13 protein-coding genes are annotated in these 24,443 nt (G+C 67.5%); 6 read left to right on the top strand and 7 right to left on the bottom strand.

All coding sequences use genetic code 11. From position 1 onward, the window contains the following. Positions 1 to 204 precede the first annotated feature (204 nt). A complete protein-coding gene (locus ABGB08_RS36970) occupies positions 205 to 1,620 on the bottom strand; it encodes a WGR domain-containing protein (protein WP_347600495.1) in 1,416 nt (471 codons plus the stop codon). 66 nt (positions 1,621 to 1,686) lie between these two features. After that, positions 1,687 to 3,858 carry a DEAD/DEAH box helicase gene (locus tag ABGB08_RS36965; protein ID WP_347600492.1) on the bottom strand — a complete coding sequence of 724 codons (2,172 nt, stop codon included), beginning with the start codon at positions 3,856 to 3,858 and terminating at the stop codon, positions 1,687 to 1,689. A gap of 347 nt (positions 3,859 to 4,205) precedes the next feature. On the opposite strand from ABGB08_RS36965, the gene ABGB08_RS36960 reads away from it, so the two are divergent. Beyond that, positions 4,206 to 4,349 (top strand): hypothetical protein, encoded by a 144-nt coding sequence (locus ABGB08_RS36960; protein ID WP_347600489.1) that lies wholly within the window; start codon positions 4,206 to 4,208, stop codon positions 4,347 to 4,349. 277 nt (positions 4,350 to 4,626) lie between these two features. Then, on the top strand, positions 4,627 to 5,997 hold the full coding sequence (locus tag ABGB08_RS36955) for an FAD-binding oxidoreductase (protein WP_347600486.1): 1,371 nt from the start codon (positions 4,627 to 4,629) through the stop codon (positions 5,995 to 5,997). A gap of 150 nt (positions 5,998 to 6,147) precedes the next feature. Here the strand turns inward: ABGB08_RS36955 and ABGB08_RS36950 are convergent, their stop codons facing one another. The 4 genes from ABGB08_RS36950 to ABGB08_RS36935 form a co-directional block, all read right to left on the bottom strand. Further along, positions 6,148 to 19,146 (bottom strand): hemopexin repeat-containing protein, encoded by a 12,999-nt coding sequence (locus tag ABGB08_RS36950; protein ID WP_347600483.1) that lies wholly within the window; start codon positions 19,144 to 19,146, stop codon positions 6,148 to 6,150. Positions 19,147 to 19,371: 225 nt separating this feature from the next. Beyond that, a complete protein-coding gene (locus ABGB08_RS36945; RefSeq protein WP_347600480.1) occupies positions 19,372 to 20,568 on the bottom strand; it encodes an ROK family transcriptional regulator in 1,197 nt (398 codons plus the stop codon). Between the two features lie 77 nt (positions 20,569 to 20,645). Beyond that, the gene (locus ABGB08_RS36940; protein ID WP_347600477.1) at positions 20,646 to 20,771 is read right to left on the bottom strand and encodes a hypothetical protein; all 126 of its coding nucleotides are present in this window, start codon (positions 20,769 to 20,771) and stop codon (positions 20,646 to 20,648) included. A 38-nt stretch (positions 20,772 to 20,809) separates the two neighbouring features. Next, positions 20,810 to 21,001 carry a hypothetical protein gene (locus ABGB08_RS36935; RefSeq protein ID WP_347600474.1) on the bottom strand — a complete coding sequence of 64 codons (192 nt, stop codon included), beginning with the start codon at positions 20,999 to 21,001 and terminating at the stop codon, positions 20,810 to 20,812. Positions 21,002 to 21,145: 144 nt separating this feature from the next. Here ABGB08_RS36935 and ABGB08_RS36930 point away from each other — a divergent pair, with 144 nt between their 5' ends. Further along, positions 21,146 to 21,391: a hypothetical protein gene (locus tag ABGB08_RS36930; RefSeq protein WP_347600471.1), complete on the top strand. Its 246-nt coding sequence runs from the start codon at positions 21,146 to 21,148 to the stop codon at positions 21,389 to 21,391. Between the two features lie 34 nt (positions 21,392 to 21,425). On the opposite strand, the gene ABGB08_RS36925 is transcribed toward ABGB08_RS36930, so the two are convergent. Further along, the gene (locus tag ABGB08_RS36925; RefSeq protein ID WP_347600468.1) at positions 21,426 to 21,848 is read right to left on the bottom strand and encodes a dCMP deaminase; all 423 of its coding nucleotides are present in this window, start codon (positions 21,846 to 21,848) and stop codon (positions 21,426 to 21,428) included. Between ABGB08_RS36925 and ABGB08_RS36920 the strand changes: the two genes are divergently transcribed. From ABGB08_RS36920 to ABGB08_RS36910, 3 genes are all read left to right on the top strand, one after another. Continuing rightward, a complete protein-coding gene (locus ABGB08_RS36920; protein WP_347600465.1) occupies positions 21,823 to 22,143 on the top strand; it encodes a hypothetical protein in 321 nt (106 codons plus the stop codon). The two genes, ABGB08_RS36925 and ABGB08_RS36920, sit on opposite strands and share 26 nt — an antisense overlap. A 121-nt stretch (positions 22,144 to 22,264) precedes the next feature. Beyond that, positions 22,265 to 22,711 carry a hypothetical protein gene (locus ABGB08_RS36915; RefSeq protein ID WP_347600462.1) on the top strand — a complete coding sequence of 149 codons (447 nt, stop codon included), beginning with the start codon at positions 22,265 to 22,267 and terminating at the stop codon, positions 22,709 to 22,711. Between the two features lie 171 nt (positions 22,712 to 22,882). Further along, a complete protein-coding gene (locus ABGB08_RS36910; RefSeq protein ID WP_347600459.1) occupies positions 22,883 to 24,322 on the top strand; it encodes a PEP/pyruvate-binding domain-containing protein in 1,440 nt (479 codons plus the stop codon). The last annotated feature ends 121 nt before the right edge of the window (positions 24,323 to 24,443 follow it).

The following is a 24,443-nucleotide window of genomic DNA, read 5'->3' as shown; positions in this document are numbered from 1 at the left end:
GAAGGCATGCGCCTTCGCCGCACGTAGATGCGGGGGCAGGTGCACGGACGCAGTGCATCCCTGAAGTTGCGAGGAACAGCGAGAAAACGGACGCTAGCTTGCAAGATTTTTGCGTAGAGCTGATCGGATGTTACATACGCGAAACAGTCCCGTCAACGGGTGAGAAACGGGTTTCAACACCGGATGTCAGGACGGCCGTGAATTTCAGCGGAGGCGGCGGATCTCGCCGTACGCGCGGTAGAAGCCGCCGCTGGTCGCGGTGCGGATGCCCTCCACCAGGTAGCGGGCGCCGGCCTCGCGGATACCCTTGGGGAACTGCACGTTCCAGCCCTGGTCGTAGCCGGGGGACAGGACGCGGACCCGGAGGCGGTCGCCCTCGGTGAAACATTCCACCGTGATGCCCTCGTCGGAGTGGGTGGCGGTTTCCAGGACGAGGGTCGGTTCGACCGCGACCAGGCCGGCGGCGGCCTTCACGTCGACCGGTTCGGGGACGGTGCCGGACTGGGCGGCGAGGATGGCCTGTTCGGTGGCGTCGATGCAGGCCAGCGTGCCCTGGCCGGTGACGATGTAGAGGCGCTCGTCCAGGTACTGCATCGAGAGGGCGGAGCCGCAGCCGGTGCCGAGTTTCCACAGGCGGGTGCCGTCCTCGTCGAAGCAGTAGACCGAGGAGGAGCTGTCTCCGGCGAAGACGTAGCGGCCGCCGGGGGCGGTGGCGCAGGAGTAGATCGTGTCGTCGCAGTGGTAGGTGGCTTCGATCCTGCCGTCGGACTTGGCCAGCCGGACCACGCGGTCGGCGCTGGTCCCGGCGTAGACCGAACGTTCCTCCTGCCAGCCGAACAGGACCGAGCCGGGAATGCCGCGCTGCCAGACGGGGGTGCCGTCGCCGGCGTCGTAGCGGGCGACCCCGCCGGAGTGGCCGTGGTAGACGGCGTCGCCGTCGCAGCGGACCATCCAGCCGGAGCTTCCGTTGCTCTTGCGCTCCCACTGGAACTCGTCCTCGTGGTCGATGGCGGTGATCCGCCCGGCCACGTCGGAGACGCCGAGCACGCCGTCGTAGATGTCGAGCCAGTAGATGTCCACGTCTTCGGCGATCTCGTACGCCACCCGGGGCACCTTGCCGGAAAGATCGTAGACGCGGCCGTCGTCGGCGCCGGCGTAGATCCAAAAGTCGTCAGCGACGATGCATTTGACGCCGTCGGGCAGTCTGAACTGGCCGACCACCGAGCCGTCGTGGGTCACCTTGTAGACGTCGCCGCGCTGGTTGCCGACCCAGCAGCGCTCCTGGTCCACGAAGATGCCGAACGCGGCGGAGCCGCTGGCGAACCGCCATAACACCGGAGCCCGGCGAGCGGTGGAGGCCCGGCTGACGGTCGGCCGGTGGGTGACCGCGCGGCGCTGCCGTACGCCGCGGACAGCCAGGGCGTAGCCCTTGCGCAGCTTCTCGTCGATCTTCTTCTGGGCGGCGGCCTGGGCCTTCTCGGCCGTGGCGAAGGAGGACACCTTGGTCTGCCCCGGCACGCCGATCCGCCCGTAGCTGATCGACACGTCAGTGCCGGAGACGATGACCTCGTAGTACTTGTGCGCGCTACCGCTGTCCTCGGACAGTTCCAGATATGTCATGACGCCTCCCGGTCTTGTGATCAACTGGCGAGAGCGTATGGGAGGTCAACGACATTTTTCCGTCGTTCAGAGGAGTGCCAGGCGGCGTTGCTCATCTTCGACGATCTGACGGGCGAGGGAGGTGTCGGAGATGTCGACCGCGTCGGTCAGGCCTTCGGCGACCTCGCTCCGCCGTGCGTACGCGTCGAAGAGTTCGGCCTTGGCCGCCAGGATGTCGAGCAGTTGCTCATCGACGCTGTCCACGGTGAGCAGCCGGTGCGCCTGAACTGTGCGGATCTGGCCCATCCGGTGGGCGCGGGCGATGGCCTGGGCTTCCATGGTCGGCTTGACCTGGGGCTCACAGATGATCACGACCGACGCGGCCTGGAGGTTCAGGCCGGTTCCGCCGGCTTCGATCTGGCTGAGCAGGACCGCATGACCGGGTGCCGACGAGAATGTGTCAACAACCTTCTGGCGACGTGCCGCTGAGAGTCCTCCCGTGATCGGGCCGTGGATCTGTGGTCCGAGGGCTTCGCGTACCGCCGCGAGGACATCCTTGAAGTAGGAGAAGACGATGACTTTGAGGTCGTTTTCCTCGGCTTCTTTGACAATCTCCGTGAGCCGTTCGAGTTTGGCCGACTCGGCGGGGACCGCATAGGCGGCGCGGCGCATGGCCATCCATTTCCCGGCCAGCACGGCACTCCGGTAGGCGGCCAGGTCCGCCTCGCTCATCTCCTCCCACTCGTCGACGTGGACGATCTGGGGAAGCTCATCCAGGACGTCGCGCTGATTTCTGCGGAGGTAGACGGGCGCGACCGCCTTGCGGAACGCGGTGGCCCCGGCCACGCCGTCGCCGATCCGAAGCTTGGAAAGCAATTCAGGCTGGAGGTACGCGACCAGATTGCGGAACTCCTCGACCCGGTTCTCCATGGGCGTACCAGAAAGGAAAAGCACGCGTTCGGTGCGCCCGCACCACTCGGCGACGGCCAGCGAACGTTTGGCGCTGGGATTCTTGATGTAGTGCGCCTCGTCCACCACGAGCATCTCCACGGCCACCTCGGCCGGGAGTTCGAGCTGGTCGAGCATGGCGAACGTGGTCACCCCGACGCCCCCGAGGCGGGTCCATTCCGCGGTGGCGGCGGCGCGGTCCCGGCCGTGAATGGGGTACGCCTTGAGGGTGCTCCGGCGCTCGATCTCCCGTAACCAGTTGATGAGGACGCTGGCGGGGCAGACGACGACGAAATGTTTGCCGTTGTTGGCCTTCAGGTGAGCGAGTGCGGCGATGGCGACGATCGTCTTGCCCAATCCCATCTCATCGCCGATGATCACGCGGCGCTGGGCCAGCGCGTAGCGGGTGCCGAAGGCCTGGTATCCGCGTAACGAAACCGTCCGGTGGGTGTCGTCGAGTTCCTGGGCTTTGACGCGCGCGGCGATGTCGTCGGACAGGAAACCTTCAGCGGCCGGCCGGTCGGGTTCTATTCCTCCGATCTCGGCGAGCAGACCCTGATATTCCGGCGACTGGATCTCATAGTCCGTCCAGGCTTCGAAATCGCCGGCCACCGGACGGAGCAGATCGACGGAGGCCTGCGCGAAGAGCGTGCGCGCGTCGGCCGCGGTGGCTTCGGAAAGGAGCGACGAGATCTCGCGTACGGCCTCGCGGGCCCGGCGACGGCCTTCCGCGCCGGCGAACCACATCCGCAGGCGACTGCGCGCGGGACGCGCAACGGGCAGAGCCGCGGCCAGTCGTGCCTCGGTCGACCCGGCCAGCCGATGCGCGCGTTCCAGGCTCGGCCCGGCGTTCACCAGCCGTTTCAGCGCCTTGAGAAGGTCGGTGGTGGGCGCGTCCTGCCGATCGATGTCGATCCTGATGCTGACGGCGTCCGCGACAGCGCGCTCGATCTGCTGGGCGGCGGCGTAGATCTGCCGCGCGGAACGCTGGCCGACCCCGGGGATCAGCTGCAACGTGTAAGGCGTCACCCGCAGCACGTCCCGCACCGACGCGTAGCCCGCCTGCTCGACCGCCCCCAGCCGAAGGCGGCCTTCCGTCACGTCCTTCAACCGGCTTAACGGAATCGCGCCCAATTCCTGCTGAGCGGCTTCCGTCCGAACCACCGACAGCGCCTTCTGGACATCGTCACGGGCCTGGTTATGGTCAGCAAGGAAAGTCTGGGTGATTCCCCGTAAGGCCGCCGCCCTGGCGAGAATGTCCCTGACATCCCTGGTGGTGAAGGCCGCTCCCTCCTCCCCTGAGCCGTCCACGTCCCGCCCCTCACCAGCGCCGCGACATCCAGCGTTATCCACAGAATTCGTGAATTGTAGTCAACGCCAACCGCGCCGGTGCCCAGGATGAGGCAAGCGTGACGTCGAGTGTCCGGGAGTTTGTCAGGTTTGAGGGCGAGAGGTGGTGGACCGGGTCGTACCAGCGAGCCATCTGCTGGCCTCCGAGGTCGATGGGCCCACCGACGCGCCGGTGTTCAGCCCTGACAGCCGCACGGTCATGGTCGCCGATTTGGAGCGACACCTTCGCGGCGTTCAGTTCTGACGGTGGTCTGCTCGCGATTCCCTGCGGCGAGGGGCTCGGCAAGGACGCGTGCGTCTGGAACTGCATGACCGGGCAACTGCATCGCCGCCTGACCAGCCACCTGGTTCGTCCGTTCGCGGGGATGTTCAGCCAGGACAACCGGTCTCTCGTCACGATCGGCAACGACAACACCATCAGAGCGTGGGATGTAGGCCCGCGCCCTACCTGACGGCGTCGATCTATGGACCATTAAGGCGATTTGGACCATAAGTGGTTCTGGTCAGGCCTACTCACGTGCGCTTGCATTGATAGGCGCGAGGGGGATTCTGTTGCCGCGTGCCCCTCGTTATGCCCATTTCCAGACAAGAGATGAGTAACGTGAACATTCAGGCCGCGAGCCTTGCCGTATTATAGATGAGCTTCGGAATGTGGTATCCAAGCCCATATTTAACCCTTGCTAAAGACCTTTGGCGGGAAGGGAATTCCCGAAATATCGTGGAGGGTAAGTGCATATCGCGCTGCGCAAACTAGCCGAGAGCTTCGACGGCGAAGTGATCCTGCCGGAGGACGAAGCCTACGAGTCGGCTCGCCTGGTCTGGAACCGAGGCATCGATCGGAGACCGGCGGCCATCGTCCGGTGTCACACGAAGGGGGACGCCGTCGCCGCGCTCGCGGCCGCCCGGGACAACGGCCTGGAGGTGGCCGTCCGGGGCGGCGGGCACAGTTTTCCCGGTTTCTCCACGACCGAGGGCGGACTGATGATCGACCTGGGGCCGATGAAGCACATCCGCATCGACGCGGACGACTTCTCGGCCAAGGTCGGCCCGGGCGCGCGGTGGGGCGAGCTCACCGCGGAGGCTGCGAAGTTCGGCCTCGCGCCGGTCGGCGGGCACGTGGCCGACGTCGGCGTCGCCGGTCTGACGCTGGGCGGCGGCAACGGCTGGTTCGCCCGCGTCTCCGGGCTGGCCTGCGACAACCTGATCGCGGCCGAGGTGCTGACCGCCTCAGGCGAGGTCGTGCGGGCGAGCGCGGAGGAGAACCTGGACCTCTTCTGGGGACTGCGCGGTGGCGGCGGCAATCTGGGCATCGTGCTGGAGTTCACGCTGGGGCTGCACCGGGTCGACGAACTGCTGGGCGGGCTGATCATGTATCGGCTGGAGGACGCGCCCGAGGTGCTGCGGTTCCTGGCCGGCTACGGGCAGAGCGCGCCCGACGAGGTCCACCTGGCCCCGGCCATCCTGGCCGCGCCCCTGGCCCCGTTCATGCCGGAGGAACTGCACGGCAAGCCGGTGTTCGCGCTGGCCGTGTGTTATGTCGGGCCAATCGCGGCGGGCGCGGGCGAACTGGCCCCGCTGCGTGCGGTGGGCACGCCACTCGCTGACCTGGTCGGGCCGACCTCGTTCGAGGCCCAGCAGCATTTGCTCGACGCGCTGGCCACGCCGACGCCCTACCGGATGCGCCACCACCTGGGCGGGCCGATCACCGAGGAGCTGATCGAGACCATTGTCGACTTCGGCGGACGGCCGAGCTCGCCGGACAACCTGATCCTGATGCTGCCCATGGGCGGCGCCGCGGGCGCGGTCGCGCCGGAGGACACCGCGTTCTGGAACCGGGGCGCGGCCTACTGCCTGGAGATCGGCGCGGCCTGGTCGCCGGATGACGAGGATCCGCAGCGGCACATCGACTGGGCCGACCAGCTGTGGGCGGCGACGCGGTCGTGGTCGGTCGGCGCGGAGGTCAACCACCTCGCCGACGAAGGTCCTGAGGGCATTCGCCGCGCCTACGGCGGCAACTACGACCGGCTGGCCGAGGTCAAGCGCACGTGGGACCCGGAGAACGTCTTCCGGCTCAACCACAACGTCCCCCCGGCCGTGTGATCCGGGGTGGCCGGGATCTCCCCGGCCACCTGCTCATCAGACTGCCACCCCACTGTCTTGCCTGGTCAGGACCGTAGTGGCAGTCCATTTAGCAACTTTCCCATTGGTATCCCGCGCGGTTCACGCCGGTGACACTGCTCGCCAACATGCCTATTGCGCGCGGTACTGGAGGATCAGGCCGACATTGACGAGGGCTTCCTTGTCGCCTTCCACGACCAGAGCCCAGGTTGGCCCGCCAACGCTGAGGCCGGGCGTGCGGAGCAGTTTGCCCTCGTCGAGGGCCAACCTCTGGTCCCCGTTGAGCAGGAACCGGGCCGTACCCCCCTCGACCAGTTCGTATGTCGGGTAGATGCCCGTGATCTGCCGCCCGCTCATGTTGGCGAACATCTCGGGCACCAGCGGCAGGACCAGCATCCCGTTCTCGTTCTCGAGGAACTCCTGCCATTCCTGCGGGAACTCCCCGGCTACATCGACATACCGCGCCGCCGAGTACGGCTTCAGCATCCCCTTCACCGCGTTCCCGAACACCTCACCACCCTGCTCCGCCGTGTACTTCACGACGATGGTGACGTCGAACAGGTCGGGATGCCGCCCCGCCGCCTCCAGCCGCCAGGTGGACACCGCCCCGGTTCCTTCGAACGGCAGATACCTGTCGTCGTCGTAGCGGAGTTCGAACAGCCCGTTGTTGTCCCGGCCTTCCTCCAGGTCGGACAGGGCGATCTGCTGAGTGGGCCGCCAGTCGGCGCGTACCGACGCGGGTGGGGTGCCTTTCGCGTCGAGCAGGAACTTGGCGGCCTTCGGGTCGGCCGACAGGACCGTCTTGTGGCCGAGCTGGGTGAGGGTGGCGTTGACGCCGAGCGGTCCTTCGTAGCCGTCGAAGGTGACCGACAGGGTCCTGATCCTGCGCCGGTAGTGCCCGGGGAAGTCGCGGGCGAACAGCGCCTCGGTGAAGGCGAACTCGCAGCGGCCCTCGTTCCTCAGGGCGAGCACGGCGAGCGGGTCGAGTTGCAGCAGCGACACCCGCTTGGTGATCTCCAGTCCCCGGCTGTCGTTGTCGACGTAGGCCTTGCCGAGCCGTTCCAGGTCGACGCTGAGGGTCTCGCCCGCGAGCAGGCCGTTGCGGCGGCTCTCCCAGTAGACCGGCTGGATGAAGGCGTCGTTGACACCCCGCTCGTACTGGTACGCGCGTTCGGCGGACTTCGCCATCTCGTGGGCCATGTTGTACGACTGGAAGAACAGCCCCGACAATCGCCCCGACATCCACTGATAAAGCTGGGCGTTGGTGAACTTGTCAGTGAGGAACGAGGCGACCGCCTTGTTGTGCGCGATCTCCTGGTTGATGATCTCCAGTTCGCGCTGCGCGATGGCGACCTGGTGTCCGGCTCCGGCGACCTGGTGTCCGAGCTGCACGATGTCGGACTCGGCCATCATGAGCTGATATTTCCAGTCGCCTTCCTGCCGTTCCTGCTCGACCCGCACGCCGTACAGCTCACCCAGGACGCTGAGCGCCTCACCGAGTGATTCGGCGACCTCGGCGCCCTTGTCGAGCGCCTCGCCGACCTGCTCGCCACCGATCTCGGTGCCCATGATGAACGGCCCCGCCAGGACCTGGGGCAACGCGAACGCGATCGCCGAGCCGATCTTGAGGCCGCTGGAGACGAAGTGCGAGATCGCGGCAGCGGTCATCGTGTCGATCTGGGCCTGCTGCAGCGACGTGAGCCCGGCCGCGATCAGGTCCTCGTAGTAGCGGGCCCGCGCCTTCGCCTGCTCCAGCGACGTCTCCGCCTCCGCCAGGTTCTCGGTGGCGACCTTGACCTGCGCCTCCCTGATCCCGCGGGTCAGCGCGTAGATCGTCCCTTCCTGCCGGTTCTGGAGTAGGGTGAGCTCCTCGTTGTCCCGCCGTTCCAGCACGCCGAGCAGATCGTTGCCGAACTGGCGCAGCCGGTCGACCAGGTCCTGCGCCTTCCGATGCAGGAACGAGAACCGGTAGTGCGGCACCGCCACCGCCAGTCCGGCCGTGACCTGGTCAGGGCTGAGCCCGGCGGCCGCGCCCCGCACCAGCGCCATCACGTCCACCGGCGGCTCGAACAGCGGCAGCGGCTGGCTGACGCCCAGGATGTTGAGCGACTGCCTGATCTTGCGCAGCCGGTCCTCGACCCGGGTCCAGTAGTCCTCCAGCAGGGTGTTGTCGGGGATGTAGAAGTAGGAGTTGGCGACGCTGCCGTGGATGGCGCCCATGCCGTCGAGCATGGTCCCGCCCGCGCTCACCCGTTCCGCGTAGGGGTTCTCGCCGCCTTCCCAGCGGCACAGCTCGTCATAGGTGAGGGTGGCGGGCAGCGTACGCGTCCCGATGCCCTCCGGGCGTTGCCCCAGCAGGTCGTAGGCGAAGATGTAGAGCATCCGCGCCTCGTCGATGCTCTCCATTGTGTACTGCCGGAAGAGCATGTCGCCCCAGTCGAGCAGATTGTCGATGTAGGCCATCACGACCGCCCGCCGGTAGGCCGTCGGCCGCAGTTCGGCGATCGCGTGCGGATCGAACGGATCGTCCAGGTACGCCTTGAGCAGCGCCTCCCGGTCCCCCATCAGCTCGTACTGCCGGTAAAGCCGCCCCAGCATGCTGACCTTCTCCTGCAAAGCGGGCAGGGCGGTGAGCGGGCCTTCGATGGCGTTCAGCCTGGTCGTGGCCAGCGTGGCGAGCATCGTGGCTTCCTGCGAGGTGAGGGGGCGGGCCTGCTCGAACGCCGGGGCGACCGCCTCCACCTCGTTCAGCACCTCGGTCAGGACTCCGGCGACGGAGGCGGCCTGCCCACCGAGCGCCTCCAGGTCAGCCCTGCACGCCGCGACCAGCGCGCGGACGTCGACCGCGAGGAACGGTAGGAAGCGCCAGTATCTGTCCTGCTCGGTGGGGTCGAAGACGTACTCGTACCACTGCCGGGCGTCCTCGAAGCGCTGAGCCGCGTTGAGCGCCTGCGCGATCAGCAGCGGCGCGTGGAAGAAGATCTCCCAGTAGTAGCGTCCGCTCGGGCTCTGGAAGTCGAGATGCGAGCTGGCGGGAACGTCCGCGACCCAGGGCTGGACCAGGATCGTGGTGGCGTCGGCGACTCCGGTCCGCCGGAACGCGGGCAGTTCGTTGATCTCCTGTGTCTCGGGGGCGAGGAGCGCGGGGACCCCGCGGGTGAGCAGCTTCCTGTTGAGCTCGAAAGCCGTGCTGGAGGTGAGCCGCACGATCTCGTGCGGCAGGGTGGCGAATTCGTATGGCCGGGGGACCGATGCGCCCTTGGAGTTGGCCACGTAACGATCGCCGAGGAACAGGTAGAGCTCGCCCGGAGCGTCCAGCGCGCCCGTGAAGCGGGTCAGGAAGTCGGGCGGCAGCCCCCGCCAGTTGTCGCCGATGCCGATGAACGACTGTGGCTTCAGCGTGTCGAGTTCCTGGGACCCTTCGAGCATCGCGTAGAGACCGCCGCTGAACACATACCGGACGTCGCCGCGCTGGAAGACGGCCTTAACGCGGCGGGTCAGTGACTTGGGATAGCCGCCGTCGATGGCGTCCGGGATGGCTCCGTCGCCGCCGATCGTGTAGCGGACATACTCCTCGCCGCTGGTCAGGTAGAGGTGCCCGTTGGAGAGGTAGGCGGCGTCGACGGACCCCGTGCGCGTGATCGCGGTCGGGATGCGGCCGAGCTCACGGCTTGATTGCGGCCGTTCGAGACCGCCGGACCCCTGCACGACGTAGCTGCCGTCGGAGTTGTCGAAGTAGTAGGGAGTGTTGCGGTAGTTGACGGCCGCGCCCATGCGCTGCCAGCGTGGCAGCCCGTCTTCGTTGTCGGCGAGCCGTTTCGGGTAGCCCTCGTCGGCGCGGCCCTCACCCGAGTAGCGCAGGTAGTGCTCGCCGAAGAACACGAACAGCTGGTTGCGCCGCACGAGCACGGCGTCGACGCGGGATTTGGAGGGAACCGCCCACTTGTCCTTAACCTGCTTGAGCTGGTCGAGCGCGCCCGACTCGACGTAGCCGTCGCGATCGCGCGTGAAGAAATACTCGGTGCCGTTGGCCGCCGTGTACGCGGCGTCGATCCTGGACCAGCGCGGCAGGTCCTCGGTGTTGGATTCGATGCTCTTCGGATAGCCCGGGTCGACGGGGCCGAACGGCCGTCCCCGGTAGCGGTAGTACTCGTGGCCGGAGAAGAGGTAGGTGAAGTCCTTCCGTACGAGCACTGCGTCGACGATTCCGGTCGAGGTCAGCGCGTTGCTGAGGACTCCCCACCGGGCCGGGGTGGACTCCTTGGTGGTGTTCAGCTTGCCCTTGGTCTTGGTGACCAGGAACTGCTGGGCGAGGTTGTCGAAGAAGTAGCGGGTGCCGTCCGGGAGTTCGAAGGCGGCGTCGACGCGTTCCCAGGCGGGTAGGCGATGGCTGTTGCCCTTCAGCTCCAGCAGGGGAGGGTCGTCGCCCGGGTTGACGAGGATCGGCCGGCAGAGCAGGCTGCCGCCCTTGTGGTCGACGCTGAACCACGGGCCGTCGGTGGACTTGGCGGGGGTGTTGAAGCGGACCAGGGTCTTGTCCTCGACCGGCTCCTTGAAGATCCTCGACAGTTCGACGATCCTGGGCGGTTCGACGGCGGGGGGCACCGGCACCGCGTACAGCTCGGGGGTGAGCGCGAACGCGACCTGGCGGAGGACTGGCCCGGTCGGGGTGGTCACCGTGTAGCTGCAGGTGACCACGATGGAGTCGTGGGTGTCGCCGGAGAGGGTGGCCGACGCCTGCACGAACAGGCGTACGCCGGTGATCGGTCCTTCCTCCGCCGGGCCGAGGGGCAGCACCTGGGCGGCCACCCATTCCTGGTTCAGGTTGTAGAAGGTGTAGGAGATCCGGACCCGGTATTTGGGCGGCGGCGCGGCGACGTTCTGCTTGTTGCCGTCCACTTTGGTGACGATGGTGGTGGCGCCGGCGTTCTCCGGCGGGATGGTCTCGACGACGGTCCAGAAGGCGAACACCCGGCCGAACGCGTGCACGGGATCGACCCGCTCGGCCTCGATCTGGGTGTCGACCTTCAGCCACGGCTCCCACGTCGCGGACAGGCGCTCGCCGTCGCGGAACTCGGCTTCCCGGTAGTAGTAGCGGCGCGGCTCGGTCCTGGTCCGGCCGAACAGCACCAGGCGGCGGGTGTTGGCGGGGGCGCCGTCCTCGCTGTAGACGTAGGCGCCGGCGATGGCCAGCCGGGAGACCTCGGTGTACTCGTCGAGGTAGCGCTTGTAGGCGCGCTGCACCGACTCGGCATTGATCTCGCCCTGGAGCAGGTCGTTCTCCAGCTCCTCGAACGCCGGGGTCTTGGTGTCGCGGAGCTCCGGGCGAATGTAGTTTTCGGGGTAGAGGAAAACCTTTCGGTTGGCCTCCCAGATCCGGTAGTTCTTCAGCCACGACCACCAGGTTCTGATCTTCTGCCTGATCTCCTCCTCGTCCACGCCGAACGGCGGGGTCACCTGTTCCAGGTCGAGCAGGTAGCGGTGCAGGTAGAGCTGGGTGGCGGCGATGGCCTCGCGGACGCGCGAGGTGGTGGCGACCGCGCCCATCTCGACGTCCACGAGCAGGTGCTCGTAGAGCTCCCTTGCTGTCTGGATGTCGGGGTGCAGGTGCAGCGCGGCGGGCAGCAGGGCGTCGCGTTTGAGCAGGTTGAGCTCGTCGTGGATGGTCTTGGAGACGATCAGCCAGTCCTCTGGGCTGTGCTTGCGTTCGAGCAGCCGCAGCAGCGCGTCTGCCGCTCCGTCCAGGTCGGTACGGGACCACACGCGGGTCCACACATCCGGATAGAGCAGGGATGGCCCGGTTCCCGCCTTCGCGGCGAGCGCGAACACCTCGACCAGTTTGAGCACGAACTCGATCTCGAAGCGCTCTTCTTCCAGCGGGAACTCGGTGAGCACCCCCGCGTTGCGCTTGACCCAGCGCAGCTCGTTCACGTCCCAGCCGAAGAGGCCGGCCAGCCGCTCGTACGGGTCCGCGGCACCCTCCCCGAGCAAAGCGGCCAGCCCTGGCCGGGTTCTGGCCAGGTCGGCGAACCGGACGATCGTGTGCACGTCGCTCAGGCGGTAGTCGGCGGTGTCGGACCAGCGGTGGCGGAATGCCTGCGGGAAGGTCCGGTCCAGGACGTCGTAGCGGCTGGTGTAACGGACGTACTGATCGTCCTTGGTGAGGTAGGTGGCGCCTTCCAGGACGAAAGCGCCGGTGATTCCGGCTTCGAAGGAGGCGGGTAGGTCGCCCCAGTCGTCCTTGATGGTTCGGGGGTATCCCTCTTCGACGAGGTCGAGTACGCCTGGGCGGTAGCGGATGTACTGGCCGGCGCGGAAGGCGTACAGCTCGCCGGTGGGGGAGACGAAGGCGGCGTCGATGGTGGGGCTCGTGGTGAACTCGTTGCGGATCTTTCCCCAGAGTGAGGTCACCGGCTGGACGGAATCGCCGACGAGGAATCGGGTGCCTTTGAACAGGTAGACCCGTCCGTCGGCGGCGCGGAAGGCCGCGTCGAGGCCGTCCTCGAACTCTTCGGGCAATGTTGTGAGACCGAGTTCGGCCGCCAGGGAAGGGGCGATCGTGCGCGGGTAACCCTCGTCCACGTAGGTGTACTCGGTGCCCGAATACCGCACGTACTGGTCGCCGGAGAACAGGAACGTGTACTTGTCGCGGACCAGCGCGGCGTCGACTTTCTTGCGGTCGGCGATCGTGTTGCGGACCCGGCCGACGACGTCGATCCCGTACGTCGCCGTCGGGGTGCGCGAGACGACATGGAGTGCGCCGCCCACCACCAGGTAGGCCGTGCGGCCGTTGGCGACCGCCGCGTCCAGCACCTTGCCGGTGCCCCGGTCGGCGACGGCGTCCTCGAACGCCTCGGTCAGGTGGGCGAACGCGGGTTCGGCGCGCAGGTTGGCCGCGATCGGCTTCGGGTAGCCGGGGTCCACGTAGCGGTACTCGGTGCCGGTGTATCGGACGTACTGGCTGCCCGAGAACAGAAATGTGGTGTTGTCACCGAAGACGATCGCGGCGTCGACCGTACCGGTGCCGTCGTCGGGGACGAAGGGGTTGACCGACTTGCCCCAGCGTTCCCGAATTGGGGCTAGTGGGCCGAATGCTCGGTCGGCGTAGCGGGCGTACTGCTCGGCGAAGAAGAAATACGTCGCGCCGTCGAGAGCCGTGAACGCGGCGCGCAGGCCGTCGCCTGGCTCCAGGCCCCTTCCGAAGCCACGCCAGATGCGCTCGATCGGGCGCGGGTAGGACCACTGGCCGGTGGCCTCGCTGAACTGCACGCAGCGTTCGCCGCTGAGCAGGAGCATCGTGTCGCCCTCGAACAGCACGGCGTCGGGTGTGGGGAAACCGTCGGGGGCTTTCCAGAACGTCTCGTCGGCCGCGGCGGGATAGCCGGGGTCGGGCTCCACGTAGGGGCCGTCTTCGCCGGTGTAGACGACATGTCGCATCATGCCGGTCTCGTCGGCGTGCTCGAAGAGGTAGGTGACGCCGTTTCTGACGTAGGCGAGGGCGACGCTCTCGAGTCCGCCCCAATGCTCGCTGATCGTCCGCGGCTCGCCGTCGATGGTGTCGGCGCTCGTGCTGTACGTGACGAACTGGTCGCCACTGAACAGATAAGTCTTCCCATCCCGGCCCACGAACGCGGCATCCACCACGTTGTCCTGATAAATCGTGTTACGGGGTCGGCCCCACTCCTCGGTGAGAGGGTAGTCGCGGTTGATGCGCGTGTTGTAGCAGGACGGGCCCTTGAACAGGTATGTCGTGCCGTCCGCGCCGGTCAGCACCGCGTCCAGGCCGGACCGGAACTCGGCGGGCACCGTGCGCAGCGCCAGCGGCCGTACCGGCGTGGACCCGGCGGGCCCTTCCAGCGCGGACTGCCTGCGCCATCCGCCAGGGCCTTCGACGAGGACCGCGCCGTTCTCGACGTACGCACACGAGATCCCAGCCAGATCCAGGTCGGCATATTTCCGGTAAAGCGTGTCGGAGACGACATGCCACTGCCCGCCACGGAACAGGTAGACGTTGCGGCGATCCGCGAACGCCGCGTCCACACCATCCAGCGGCGTCGTGAGCGCGGCCATCCTCGGCTCCCCGGACAGCGCCGAGATCGCACGCGGGTAGCCGTTCTCGACGGTCGTGTAGTCGTGGCCCTGGTAACGGACATACTGGTCACCCGAGAACAGGTACGTGTAGGTCCGGGTCACCTCGACGCCGTCGACGAGCTCGACCGCGTCCATGATCAGCGTCGCGTCGACCCGCCCGGTCCTGGTGATGGCGTTGACGACATTGCCCCAGAACGCGGCCACGGTCGCCGGATAACGATCATCAACCTCGGTGTAGTCGGCGGTGGAGTAGCGGACATACCGCTCCCCCGAGAACACGTACGTCTTGCCGTCCTTGCCGACGAACGCGGCGTCCACCTTCGTGAACGGGATGCTGTCCCAGCGATCCCGCAGCGTGCGCGGCTCCGACCACCAGCGGTGCCGGGTGTCGAACACCACGAAACGGTCCCCGGAGAACAGGTATGTCTGGTTGTCGCGGCCGGTGAACACCGCGTCGATCCGGGCGAAGCCGGGGTCGTCGGCCAGCGTCACCGGCAGGCTCCACCAGTTGTCGGCCAGCGGCTTCGGGTATCCCAGGTCCGGAACCGTGTAGTTCCTGGTCGAATAGCGCACGTAGAAGGGGGTGTCGTCGCCGTACACCTTGATGCGCTCGCCGGCGCGGCGGATGGTGAGCTGGATCGGCCCGTCGGCGGTGACCTGCCACTGCGGCGACTGGCCGGTGACCGGCGCGTCGGCGGCGACGGTGACGCCGTGCTCGGCGAGGCGGCGGCGCAGCGCGGGCGACAGCCGTCCCGCCCCGAGTTCGGCCTCGTAGTCGGCGGGCAGGTCGAGGATCTGGCCGACCGGGCCGAACAGGTGGGTCGCGCCGTCCATCACGAACGCGGCGTCCACCCGGTCGAGGCCGCCCCAGTCCCCGGCGATCCCGCGCGGGTAGCCGAGATCCACCACCGAATAGTCGGCCGTGGAGTAGCGCAGGTAGCGGTCGCCGCTGAACAGGTAGGTCTTGCCGTCCAGCCCGACGAACGCGGCGTCGACCGTGCCGCTCGGCAGGACGGGCGCGAGCACTCCCCACCGCTCGGCGGTCGGCCCGACCGAGCCGCCGGTCACGCCCAGCGCGACCGTCTTGCCGTCCTTGAACAGGTGCACGGTCCCGGACGCGTCGGCGAACGCGGCTTCGACCGCGCCCTCGAACTCGACCGGCACGTCCGGCCGCCACGCCTCGATCCGCTTCGGGTAGCCGTCGGCGACCCGGACTCCGTCGTTCTCCAGGCTGTCGGTGTAGCGGACGACCTGGTTCCCGGCGAACAGCAGGTAACCCGATTCGTCGGCGTAGGCCGCGTCGATGCGTTCCGCGGTCGCGAATGTGTTGCGCAGCCTTCCCCACCGCTCGACCAGGGGCTGCTCGGCGTCGCCGACCGAAAGCCACCTTTCCCCGGTGAACAGGTGGGTACGGCCGTCGCGGCCCTGGAACGACGCGTCCACGGCCTTACGGAACGCGTCGGGCAGCGGCGTGTCGCCCTCCCACCACTCGGTGATCGCGCGGGGGTAACCCTCGTCGGCGACCGAATAGTCCGATCCCGAGTAGCGCAGGTACTGGTCGCCGCAGAACAGATACGTCCGGCCTTCGACGTCGACGAAGGCGCTGTCGATGCGCTTGGGTTCGGCGAAATTGTTCCTGACCTTGCCCCAGACCTGCTCCTTGGCCGCCCATCGGGTCTCCTTGGGGAGCCGGACGAACGCCCGGGAGATCCCGTCGATGCCCCGGCCGACAATCCACTCGGCGCCCTCGGGCTGGACGAATGCGGCATCTATCCCCGCCAGCCCCACGAACCGGGGGGACAGCTCAGTGAGCGGCTTCTGCCGGGGATCCGTCAGCGCGTATGTGGTGGCCGAGTAGACCCAATAGCTCTGGCCCTGGAACAGGTAGATCTTGCCGTCCCAGCCGGTCAGCAGGGCGTCGAAACGGTCGACGCCAGGCGGTAGGGCCAGCGGCTCGGGGAACTTGCCCGCCAGATCCTGGTCGTGGAAGGCCACCCGGATCTCGGTGGGGTCCAGGCCGAACTTTCCGGCCAGCCGGGCGAATCGGCGGATCCGCCGGTAGGAGCGCCGGAAGTGCGGGTCGTCGGCGATGGCGGATTCGGCGAGCGCGGGGGCCACGAGGATGTCGAGCGCGTCCGGCGTGACCGCCGTACAGATGGCTTCGAGGGCGGGGGCGGACACGCCGAACACGTCCTGCAGCACCGCGAGCACGGCCCGGCGCTGCCGGGCGGCCAGCTCGTCGAGCCGGTCGACGACCTCGGCGACGCCAGCGGCGAATTCCTTCGCGACGGCGTGCAGCAGGAAGAAGACGTCCTTGTTGTAGTCCTCGACGCCGGGCAGCGCGAAGTCGAGCGCGTTGGTGATGGTCCGGAAGTAGGCCAGCCGGTCCTCCGGCACGGCCAGCGCCTCGTCGAGATGCCCGGCGTCCACGAGCATGCCGACCAGCAGGGCCCGCTCCTCGTCGTCGAAGCCCAGCTCGGTGACCGCCGCCAGATCCAGCCGGTACGGCGCCTGCCCGGCCATGATCGACACGATCCGCCGGTACACGAGCGTGCCGTCGTTCGCGGTGAAGCCGTCGCCGAGGTCGAGCCAGCCCTCCGGGTCGGTGAAGAGCTCCCTGACCTCCTCGCGGATCCGGCCTCCCTCGGTGACCGTGCCGTCGAGCCGGGCGGCGACCCGCTGCCCCATCACGTCGTCGGCGACCGCGGCGAAGTCGCCGGGCGTGACCGTGTACAGCTCCGCCTTGGTGGCCGCGACCTGGCCTTTCAGCGCGTCCAGGATGGGGCGGCGCATCGGGTAGAACTCCAGCGCGACGCCGATTTCGGCCACGTCCAGCGCCGTGATGGTGATCTTGTCGTGCTGGTCCAGGATGCCGTTGAAGCGCAGGCTTTCGGTGAGCGCGGCCAGCTGGGTCTCGGTCAGCCGCAGCTCCGCGAAGATCCCCGGGTCGAGCGGGATGTCGGCCTGCCGGAAGCCGTCGATGCGCTCCTGGAGCACGGCCAGCACCTCGGCCGTCACGTCGTCGAGGACGGCGCTGGCCGTGAACAGCTCGATGTTGCCGGGGTCGGCGAAGAAGTCCGGGTCGAGCATCTCGCCGGATTCGTCGAGGTAGCCGTGGTAGATCAGGTTGTCGTACAGCTCGGCCTGCTCGGCCTCGGACAGGTCGGGCATGAGGGTCGCCAGGTCCGAAGGGTAGAACCCGCCGTCGAGCCCGGCCAGAGCCGCGAACAGGTCGGCTCCCAGCGCGTCGAAGTCGCTGGAGAGCACCAGCCCGTCGGGCACGCTGTCGACGGTGAGCAGGCCGTCCGCCTGCAGGAGCCCGGAGATGACCAGGTTGGTGAAGATCTTCGTGGCCAGCCGCTCGTCGAGGCCCAGCCCCAGGAAGTCCTCCCGGGTCAGCACGGCGAGATCGGCGACCGCGTCATACGCCGCGGCCGTCGCCTTCGCCCGGTCGAGCCGGAGCAGCCGGGCGTCGCGCGGCGAGACGACACCGTCCTCGTAGGAGATGAGCACGTCGTGGATGACCTGCGCGGCCCGCTCGTCGAACCGGTCGGAGACGAACAGCTCGGGCGACAGCGCGGCCGTCTCGAACCGGTCCCTGATCCCGGCCAGCACCGTGAGCTGCTCGTCCTCGGCCTCCGCCTTGGCCGGCTCGCCGAGGATCTCGGTCAGCTCCTGGCCACTGAAACCCCAGGTCCGCATCCAGCCGACGACCGCGAGCAGCGTCTGGGCCAGCCAGAGGCTGGAGGCGGCGTCGGTGCCCTCCAGGATGCGATGGCAGTCGTGGGTGCCGGGCTCGATCACCGGCAGGACGGGGAAGGTCGTGTAGCGCTGGATCGACGGGTCGGCCTCCAAGGCGGCCAGCACGCCGAAGAGCTCGGATACCGAGATGCCGAGCGCGTCGACCAGACGGCCGACGCGGTGCAGCAGCGAGAGCCCCTCCTGGCCGAGTTGCCGGTCGAAGGGGCTGGTCTCGTTCGGGTCGGCGTAGCGGTCGCGGAAACGCCGGACAACCTCGGCGATGTCGGCCTCGGCCATGTCGATGGATCGTGCCAAATGGCGCCGATAGTCCGGATTCTGGAGGTCGCCGGGCGGGATGGGCAGGTCGTCCACGGTCACCGGCAGCGTGCGCGCGGTCAGCGCGGCGATCGTGTCGAAGGGCAGGTCGTGGACGCGGTGCAGGTGCACGGCCGCGGCCGCGGCGCGCAGGGCGGCGGTGTCGAGGGTGTTGCCGCAGCAGGAGGTGAGGATGAGGTCCAGGTCGGTGAAGGAGAGGCCGGTGCGGCGGGCAAGCCGTACGAAACGGTTGGCGCGGTCGAACCACGCGGCCGGGATCGGCCCGCCGGACCAGACGAGGGTGCGGTCGTCGGCGGCGACGGTCACGACCTGATTGCCCTGGTGCACGAAGAATGTCGCAGGGGAACGCTCCAGAAGCGGATCCTGGTAGAGCACTTCGCGTAGCTCTGCGCCGGTCATCGAGGTGGCGGCCAGGAACCGCTCGACGTCGGCGAGCACGGCCGTGGTCTCCCCCGGCGCGAGGCCGTAGACCCCCGCGAGGTCGTCGGCGCGCACGGTGGTGACCACCTCGACATCCCCCGGCGTCAGCCCGAGATACTCGCGGGCGACCGTGTCCCGGTCCACCCGCGCCGCGAACAGCCGGTAGAACTGGACAGGGTCGATGTCCAGGTGGCGCAGGTAGGTGGCCAGCCGCGCGTTCTTCAGCGAGAACGGCAGCCCGAACGGGTGTTTCAGCTCGTTCAGCTTCTCGTACGGCGCGTCGCCGACGAGCGCCTCCAGCACCTCGTTGACGATGTCCAGGTACGCGGTGAGCGTGAAGGTGTTCTCCGCGTCCAGAGGGATGCGCCCAAGATCGGGCCTGCGCCGCAGCAGCGAGGTGTCGTCGAACGTCTCCTGCAGCAGTTTGAGCAGGTCATTGAGGTAGGCGGCCGGCGAGTAGACCGACCGCGCCGCATCCCCTTCCCGGAAGTCGAGTTCTCCGAAGAGTCTTTCGTAACTGGGTAATGAGGCATCGCTTCGCACGCGGCATTGTCCCCTCAGTAAATGCCCCCGATCGGCCGACCCATGGTCGCCGATCCAGCGTATGAGAACTACCTACTGAAAAGGTGACAAGTACCAATCCATTTCCGGCTACGAACCTTGGCCGGGTCACCCGCCTCGCGACGCTTCCACCCTGGGGTGGGCGGGCTTCGCATCGAGCTATCGAGGGGGCCATGAGCGCGCCGCCTGAGTGAACTTGGTGTTGAGCTACCGAAGGGCGCTGTGGGCGAGCGCGTCCAGCGGGCTGGCCAGGAGTTCGGCGAAGGCCAGCTCGGCCGCGCCGATCAGGGTGGCGTCGTCGCCGAGAGCCGCCGTGCGCAGTTGCACCGCTTCGCGGGAGATGACCAGCACGTTGGCCGCCACCCGGCTGTGCACCTGAGCCGCCGACCCCCGATAGATGTCCGGCAACATCCCGCCGAAGATGACCATGCCCGGATTGAAGAGGTTGATCAGGTTCGCCACTCCGATACCGAGCCAGTCCCCGATCCGGCGCAGCGCCTCCCTGGCCGCTTCGTCCCCTTCCTCAGCGGCGTCAACCACGGCGCGGATACCGTCGTGGCCGACCAGTTCGGCCGACCGCCCGGCGGCGTCCAGCAGCGCCCGCTCCCCCACCTCGGCCTCCAGGCACCCCCGCGAGCCGCAGCCGCACGGCCTCCCGTCGTACGGGTTCACGATCATGTGGCCGAGTTCGCAGCCGTACCCGCCGTCCCCGTCGAGCAGCTTGCCACCGACGATGATCCCGCCGCCGACTCCGACGTCCCCGTGCAGATAGATCAGATTCTGGTAACCGACACCCACGCCGCGTTCATGCTCGGCCAGCGCCCCCAGATGAGCTTCGTTGCCCACCGCCACCGGCAACCCCAGCCTCAGCCGCTGCCCGAGCTCGGTGCCGAACGCCTGATCCACCCAGCCCATATCCGGCCCGAACCGCACCATGCCATCACCAGGCCGGATCATGCCGCAGTAAGCCGCACCGATCCCGACACACACCGAATCCGCCTGCCCGCACAGCTCACGCGCGAACCCCGCAAGCACCCCGACGACATCGTCCAGGTCGGCCCCCGCCCGCTGGCGCACCGCCTCCCGCCGGTCCAGGACCTTGCCGCCCAGCCCGACCCGGGCGGCGACCAGCCGATCCACCCGCACATCAAAGGCCAGCACATAAAATCGGTCGGTCTCCGGCCGAACCACAAGCGACGGCCGCCCGGCCCTCCCGGTGTCCCTGGGCAGCTCCTCCCGAACCAGCCCCGCGCCGGTGAGCTCCGCCGTCAACGCCATGATCGTGCTCCGGTTCAGCCCCATCCGCTCGGCCAGCGCCGAACGGGAGAGCGACCCCTCCAGGTGCACATGCCTAAGCAAATCGCCGAGATTGCTCCGTTCCTGGGACCGTCCGGATTTCAGCATCGCAAGATCCTGCCGCATGTGGGTGTTGTGCTCTCACCATCTTGCAATCAAGTGCGAGCACAACACCAATCACGCTTTTACTCGACGGGATCGTCGACGATCCGGCAGGGCTGGACCGGCCCGCGCGTGAGGCGACCCGTGAACAGCCGCTCAACGCCGGGGCTGCCCGGCGGCTTGCTGACGTTCTCCACGACCTCGATCATCACAATCTGCCCTGGCTTGATGAACTGCGGATTGATGGTTATCCCTCTTTCGGACGAATCGCCTTGACCGAAGCGGTGTGGGAAGCCCACTCCATGTACTTCCGCTGCGCGGCGGGGTCGTCGTCGGCCAGCATCTCCGACGTGATCGGCGTGTCGTCGTCCGCCACGAAGGGCGCACGCCCGTCCGCGCAACGTTTACCCAGCGGCAGGTAGACGACGTCGGCACGCACCCCAACTCCGCCAGATCGCGTACGACCTGGTCGGCGTCCCGAAATTCGTTGATCTTGAGATTGATCGACCCATTCGGATAGGCCACCAGGGCGTACGCCGAGGGGCCCTCGGTATCGGGAGAAGCAGATACGCCAAGCTTTCACATGCGCGATCGCTCGTTCCACGGCTACGCGGATGCTGTTGATTTCCCGATTGTTCTGCTTCTGCTCGGCGGTCAGCTTCCGGCCGCGCGACTTCTCGGCCGGAGCGATATCCGCGTGGCTTTGATAGCCGCTGTCGCCGCCGCGATGAAGACCGGCGCGTGGAATGCGTGGGCGTCGTGGCATGCTCCGGGTACGGGATCCTTCCCTATCGCGACGACGCGGCCGTCAAGATCGCAGGCGACCTGAATGTTGAAGCCGGTCGCCTTACGTTTCCCGGACGTTACGCGAGGAGGTGCCGGTTAACCTCAGCGACCAACGAGCTCAACTCGGAAATCTCCACTACGTCGATGCCCGCCACGGCGAGGTCTTCGGCTCCGGTGCAGTTCGCGACAAGAAGAGCCGGTTCCCGCCAGGCGAATACCACACGGGAAATCCCTGCAGAGATGATTAGCTGAGTGCAGGGGCGCGGTCGGGACTTGCGGATGGTGCAGGGTTCCACGCTGCTATACATGATCGCGCCCATGAGGTCCACGTGTCCGCTCAGCTTGTTCAGCACGCTTTCTTCGGCGTGGACATGCGGGTCGCTCTCACGGGAGTAGCCGTCGGCGAGTTGTTCGCCGTCTGCGCTGACGAGAATGGCACCGACAGAGAAGGCCGACGCTGATGGCGGGCAGCTCTTGGAGAGCTCGATCGCGGCGGCCATCCAGTTCCGGTCGTCCTGGCAAGGCGGTTATCGCCGGATTCGCTACAACGTGATGCTGGAATCACTGCACACCGGCCACATCTTCTCGATCATGTTTGACCGATGCATCGACCTCAGCGCGGTCCGTGGGGATCTATTTCAGGTGGAGGTCGAATACATACGCAGCCGCACCTTGCGGCGCTTGCCGCACGAGGCCGACGGCCTGGCAGAGCAGTGGGAGGACCTCGTCTCCTGGACACGTGCGTTCTTGGTCCAGGCCGGTGCGAAGTCCATCGAGAACCAGATGCAAAGCTAAGCTGGCTGCGTCCGTCCAAGAGCGCTGAGCAGGGCATTGGCCTGGTTCACGGCTCGGCTGATCGGCCGCCGTAGCCGCTTGGCCTGCCCTCTCCGCGCGTGGCCCAAAGGGGTTGCCCGACTTGTTGCTGATCTGCCTGTACGGCTTGGCCGGGTCGGGGAAGTCCACCGCGGCGGCTCATCTGACGGCTGTGCTCACCGAGCGCGGATATCGGGTGGAGACGCTCAAGATTGCCGCGCCGCTGTATGAGCTGCAGGGACACATCTATCGCCGGGCAGACGCCGAGATCGGTGCCTTCGAGCACGACAACGAGTTGCTGCGCACGCTGGCCACGCAAATTCGCCGCATCAATCCTGGATTCCTGCCGGGCGACTTTTTGCGGCGGGTGTGGGCCAGCAGCGCTGACATCGTCGTCAACGATGACATGCGTGACGCTGATCCGGACTACTACGCGCTGCGGGAAGCAGGCTTCTACTTCGTCCGCATCACTTGTGCCGATGCGGTCCGGCTCCAGCGCATGAACGCGCGGGCTGATCGCACCATCGTCGCCGACAGCGACGCCACCTGAAGGTATGACCTGATCGAGCCGGATTGGGTCATCGACACCTCCGCCACCGATCCCGGCGATCTACGCCATCACGTCGAGATCGTCGCCGACAAATGGCTGGCCCAGCAGAACGTGTGATCTTCGCCGCCAGCCACCGACGCTGGAATCGAGTCGCACATGCCTGCCGTAACCTTGATCGGCCTGACCGAGTCTCAGGCCGCCGACCCGATGGTGGTCGGCACGAAGTTTGCTCGTCTGGCCAGCATTCACTCTCACACCGAGATACCGCCCGCCTGGTGCATCGGCTCCCACAGCTTCGTCCAGGCGCTCGGAACTGACCGTCTGGCCCGGCTCACCGCGATCATGCACGATCTGACCGTGACACTGGGCTGCGATCTCGCCGCCCTGCCCACCCAGTTGCAAGCCGCGCTGGCGGGCCTGAGCCTGCCCGCCGATGTTCTCCAGGGCCTGGCCGCCCTTGTGGCCGATGAGAACTTCGCGGTCCGTTCGTCCACCGAGGGTGAAGACGGCCACCAGCACAGCTACGCCGGGCTCTATGAGTCCTATCTGCGCAGGCGCGGGCTCGCGGAAGTCGCCGACGCGGTGGTGGCCTGCTGGCGCTCCTACTACAGCCCGCGTGCCGTGCTGGCCCGCCTGCGCGCTGGAGACGTAAATGCCGCTCCGCGCATGGGGGTGATCGTTCAGCACATGGTCGATGCCGATCTGGCCGGAGTCGCCTTCACCCGGGACAGCCAGGTGTGGGTATCGGCCACCATCGGCACCGGCGAGCAGCTCGTCGACGGCAGCACCGACGCCGCGACCCTGGTCATCCGGTCCGGCGAGGCTCCGCCCCCCTATGACCGTGTCGCCCAGGCCGCCACCGGTCTGAAGTCCTGCACGCCCTTCGGTGCCCACACCACGGGCCAGGCGAGCCGCGCGGCTGATGACATCGATCTCGAGTGGGCGTGGACGCGAGCGCACGGGTTGCGGATCTTGCAGGTCCGGCCCGTCACCGCCGCATTGCCCGGCTCCTCATCCCCGCAACCGCACCTTGCCTCCGCGCCGCTCTATACATCCGGAGGACTGCCCGAGAATGTCCGGCTCGGCGCGTGCGCAGACCTGTACGGAGAGATGACCGCCAAACGCTCCGCGTTGTTCGCTCTAGCCACCGAACACGGATTCACCGTCAGCGACGGGCTTATCATCACCCTCAACGGTGCCGGGCTCGCCGACCATGCCTTGCCTCGCTCGTGGGATCGCTGGCTCGGCCAGCAGCCGCACCTGGGCCAGGAAGTGGTCATCGACGCCGGAGCACGCATCCGCCAGAACATCGCACGCAAGACCGACATCGAGAGCCTCCTCGGCAATGCTCTCAACCTCGCCGGGGATCCCTACGCCCTGCACACGGTCCTCATCCGGCGCTTCGTCCGAGGCTGCGCGGGCGCGCTGACCCAACAACGCACCGACGGCCGAATACTCCTGCAGCAATGCCCGGAGGGGCTCGTGGCCCTCAACCGAGGTCTGGCTGTGCCCACCGAGCACCTGCTGCCCGAACCCAGCCACAGTGAGCACTGGCAAGCCCAACCACCGATCGGGCCATGGGGACGTCAGACCCTGCAGCGTATGGCCTAGTCCGAAAACAGGACCTCAGCTGGGCAGGCGGCAGCGTCCGGCGGCGGGATGTGATGCCGCCGGTGCAGGCGGGAGCGGTCGGTCAGCGGGTTGGGGTCACCGGTAGATGGTTCTCATCGGG

Origin of the sequence: Acrocarpospora sp. B8E8 (genome assembly GCF_039871605.1) — a bacterium.
Lineage (GTDB): Bacteria > Actinomycetota > Actinomycetes > Streptosporangiales > Streptosporangiaceae > Acrocarpospora > Acrocarpospora macrocephala.
The sequence above is the reverse complement of the archived record's forward strand: the minus strand, read 5'-3'. Positions and strand labels throughout refer to the sequence as shown.

Bases quoted from the DNA above. Each gene is read 5' to 3' on its own strand.
- ABGB08_RS36970 (WP_347600495.1), bottom strand. From the start codon at position 1,620: ATGACATATCTGGAACTGTCCGAGGACAGCGGTAGCGCGCACAAGTAC.
- ABGB08_RS36960 (WP_347600489.1), top strand. From the start codon at position 4,206: ATGACCGGGCAACTGCATCGCCGCCTGACCAGCCACCTGGTTCGTCCG.
- ABGB08_RS36945 (WP_347600480.1), bottom strand. From the start codon at position 20,568: ATGCTGAAATCCGGACGGTCCCAGGAACGGAGCAATCTCGGCGATTTG.
- ABGB08_RS36940 (WP_347600477.1), bottom strand. From the start codon at position 20,771: ATGATCGAGGTCGTGGAGAACGTCAGCAAGCCGCCGGGCAGCCCCGGC.
- ABGB08_RS36930 (WP_347600471.1), top strand. From the start codon at position 21,146: ATGCGCGATCGCTCGTTCCACGGCTACGCGGATGCTGTTGATTTCCCG.
- ABGB08_RS36925 (WP_347600468.1), bottom strand. From the start codon at position 21,848: ATGGCCGCCGCGATCGAGCTCTCCAAGAGCTGCCCGCCATCAGCGTCG.